The 3,131-nt window shown below is 71.5% G+C and carries 3 protein-coding genes and 1 pseudogene; 1 reads left to right on the top strand and 3 read right to left on the bottom strand.

What is annotated here, in order from left to right; translation table 11 throughout:
- The 3 genes and pseudogenes from FNH08_RS47715 to FNH08_RS47705 all read right to left on the bottom strand — a co-directional run.
- Positions 1-384: pseudogene (locus tag FNH08_RS47715) on the bottom strand (hypothetical protein); the annotation flags it as partial.
- Positions 385-459: 75 nt separating this feature from the next.
- Positions 460-1,059, bottom strand: coding sequence for a histidine phosphatase family protein (locus FNH08_RS47710; protein WP_152778154.1), 600 nt, complete (start codon positions 1,057-1,059; stop codon positions 460-462).
- A gap of 122 nt (positions 1,060-1,181) precedes the next feature.
- Complete coding sequence (locus tag FNH08_RS47705; RefSeq protein WP_152778153.1) at positions 1,182-2,390, bottom strand: pyridoxal phosphate-dependent aminotransferase; 1,209 nt, start codon at positions 2,388-2,390, stop codon at positions 1,182-1,184.
- Positions 2,391-2,477: 87 nt separating this feature from the next.
- Between FNH08_RS47705 and FNH08_RS47700 the strand changes: the two genes are divergently transcribed.
- A complete protein-coding gene (locus tag FNH08_RS47700) occupies positions 2,478-3,104 on the top strand; it encodes a winged helix-turn-helix transcriptional regulator (protein WP_152778152.1) in 627 nt (208 codons plus the stop codon).
- Positions 3,105-3,131: the final 27 nt, after the last annotated feature.

Below are 3,131 nucleotides of genomic sequence, written 5' to 3'. Positions count from 1 at the left end.
ACGGCGGACTGCGGGGGCGGGTCCGGTGTGCGGACCATGGGGCCGTACGAGTCGCCGGCTCGGCACGCCCGTGAGGAGAACCCCATGACCGCGACCCCGCCGCCGTTCGACCCCGAGCTCGCCGCCGACGCGCGCCGCGAACACTCCCGAATCCGCGGGGGCGCGGGCAGGAGTGGGCGCTCCCGGCTCCGGCTCCGGGGGTGCCTCCCGTATGCGGTGACCGGCCGGAGTGAGGAAGTGGTCGTGCGGTGGCCGCGGGTGCCGGAAGGCGAGGCCCCGCTTGACCAGCGCGGCGAGCTGCGCCTCTGTACCCTTCAACCGGCCCGTCACGGGGTCGGCGGCGTCGACGACCCGGCGCTGGGCGGCGGTCGGCGGTCGTGTCACGGCACACCCCTTCCCCGGCAGCGGTCTCCTCACCGGCCAGAGCCCCCGAACCCTCTGACCAGTCCTCTTCGAAGACTACGAGGTGGCTCTGACATTCCACCCGGCGACGACCGGACGCCCGTGCTCCGTGCCGAGACGGCTGACCGTCCCCGTCCCGAGCTGGAAGAGCGCACCGCCCGACGGCGGCAGCCCCAGCCACCGCGCGGTCAGCACCCGCAGGAAGTGCCCGTGGGCCACCAGCGCCACGCTGCCCTCGGTGTCCGCCGCCACCGCCTTCACCCTGGCCAGCATCCGGTCGGCCCGGGCCCCGACCTCCTCCGGGCTCTCGCCGGGGTGCTCGGGCGGCCCCGGCGCGACGCCGTCGGTGAACAGGAACCAGTCGGGCAGGGTGCGGTGGATCTCGGCGGTCGTGACGCCCTCGTACGCGCCGTAGTCCCACTCGCTCAGATCCGCGTCGATCCGTACGTCGTGCAGCTCGGCCAGCTCCGCCGTCTCCCGGGCGCGCTTCATCGGGCTGACGAAGACGGCGCCGATCCGGTCCGCCCGCAGGAGCGGAGCGACCTCACGCGCCTGCTCGCGGCCCCGGCCGGTGAGCGGGAGGTCCGTCCAGCTGGTGTGCTGCCCGGACAGTGACCACTCGGTCTCTCCGTGCCGCACGAGGAGCAGGTCACCCATGGTCGCGCCCTTTCCTGTCACACTCCGGTCGGTGATCGACCCATGATCACCAACACGGTGGCGGGCACCCGCATTCCCCGCACGTCGCCCACTGGCGGCACCCGCCTGCTGCCGATACCCGCCTACTGCCGGTACCCGCTCAGGAACCGCCCGATCCGGCTGATCGCCGCGTCCAGGTCGTCCACATGGGGGAGCGTGAGGATGCGGAAGTGGTCGGGGGTCGGCCAGTTGAAGCCGGTGCCCTGCACGACCTGGATCTTCTCCCGCAGCAACAGGTCCAGGACGAACTTCTCGTCGTCGTGGATGGGGTGCACCTTGGGGTCGATGCGCGGAAACGCGTACAGCGCGCCCTTCGGCTTCACGCACGACACGCCCGGGATCTCGTTGAGCTTCTCCCAGGCGCGGTCGCGCTGCTCGTGGAGCCGGCCGCCGGGCGTGGTGAGGTCACGGATGGACTGGCGGCCGCCGAGCGCGGCCTGGATGGCGTACTGCGCGGGGGCGTTGGCGCACAGCCGCATGGAGGCCAGCATCGTCAGGCCCTCCAGGTAGTCCTTCGCGTGCTGCCGGGGGCCGGTGACGACCAGCCAGCCGGAGCGGAAGCCCGCGACCCGGTACGTCTTGGACAGGCCGCAGAACGTGAGGACCACGAGGTCGGGGGCGAGGGAGGCGGCCGAGTGGTGCACGGCGTCGTCGTACAGGATCTGGTCGTAGATCTCGTCGGCGAAGACCATCAGTCCGTGGCGGCGGGCGAGGTCGAGGATGCCCTCGATGATCTCCTTCGGGTAGACCGCGCCGGTGGGGTTGTTCGGGTTGATGATCACGACGGCCTTCGTCCGGTCGGTGATCTTCGCAGCCATGTCGTCCAGGTCCGGGTACCAGTCGGCCTGCTCGTCGCACAGGTAGTGGACCGCCTTGCCGCCCGCCAGGGTCGTCACGGCGGTCCACAGGGGGAAGTCCGGCGCGGGGATCAGGATCTCGTCCCCGTCCTCGACCAGCGCCTGTACGGACATCGAGACCAGCTCAGACACGCCGTTGCCGAGGAAGACGTCGTCGACGCCGACCTCCAGGCCCAGGTTCTGGTAGCGCTGGGCGACGGCGCGGCGGGCGGAGAGGATGCCGCGCGAGTCGGTGTAACCGTGCGACTGGGGGAGCATCCGGATCATGTCCTGGATGATCTCCTCGGGCGCCTCGAAGCCGAAGAGCGCGGGGTTGCCGGTGTTCAGGCGGAGCACGCTGTGGCCCGCCTCCTCCAGCGCGTTGGCGTGCTCGATCACCGGGCCCCGGATCTCGTAACAGACCTCGCTGAGCTTGTTCGACTGCCGGAACTCCATGCGCGCTCGCCCCTCCGGTATGCGGTGTTGCTTGGTTTTACCAAGTAGCAGCTTGGAAAGTCCAACAACATGTCTAGACTGCGTCGCATGTCACCTCGCCGAAGCTACGACCAGTACTGTTCCGCCGCCCGGGCGCTCGACGTCGTCGGTGACCGCTGGACCCTCCTGATCGTCCGGGAGCTGCTGGCCGGTCCCCGCCGCTACACCGACCTGCACGCGGACCTGCCGGGCGTCAGCACGGACGTACTCGCCTCGCGCCTGAAGGACATGGAACGGGACGGCCTGACGACCCGGCGCCGGCTGCCACCGCCGGGCGCGGCGTACGTGTATGAACTCACCGGCCGGGGGCGCGAGTTGCTGCCCGTGCTCCAGGCGCTGGGCGAGTGGGGCGCCCCCCTGCTGGGGGAGCGGCGGGCCACCGACGCCGTACGGGCGCACTGGTTCGCCCTGCCGTTGTCACGCGCGCTGGAGGGCTCGGGGCTCGTCGAAGTCCGGCTGGAGGAGGGGGAGTTCCACCTGTGGGCGGGTGCCGAGGAGGGTCCGGTGTACGGGGACGGGCCGGCGCCCGAGGAGCCGGACGCCCGGTTGACGTTCGACGCGGAGACGTGCGCGGCAGTGGGCCGTGGGGAGTTGGGCCTGCGGGACGCGGTGCGTGAGGGGCGCGTCGAGGTGCTGGGGGAGGGTGCGCCGGCGAAGGAGTTGAGGGAGGGGTGACCCGTGGGGGCCCGCCGAACCGGAAGG

The organism is Streptomyces spongiae, from assembly GCF_009377185.1.
In the GTDB taxonomy this organism is placed as follows: Bacteria; Actinomycetota; Actinomycetes; order Streptomycetales; family Streptomycetaceae; genus Streptomyces; species Streptomyces spongiae.
This window is presented reverse-complemented; position numbering and strand designations above follow the sequence as displayed.

Bases quoted from the DNA above. Each gene is read 5' to 3' on its own strand.
- FNH08_RS47700 (WP_152778152.1), top strand. From the start codon at position 2,478: ATGTCACCTCGCCGAAGCTACGACCAGTACTGTTCCGCCGCCCGGGCG.
- FNH08_RS47705 (WP_152778153.1), bottom strand. From the start codon at position 2,390: ATGGAGTTCCGGCAGTCGAACAAGCTCAGCGAGGTCTGTTACGAGATC.
- FNH08_RS47710 (WP_152778154.1), bottom strand. From the start codon at position 1,059: ATGGGTGACCTGCTCCTCGTGCGGCACGGAGAGACCGAGTGGTCACTG.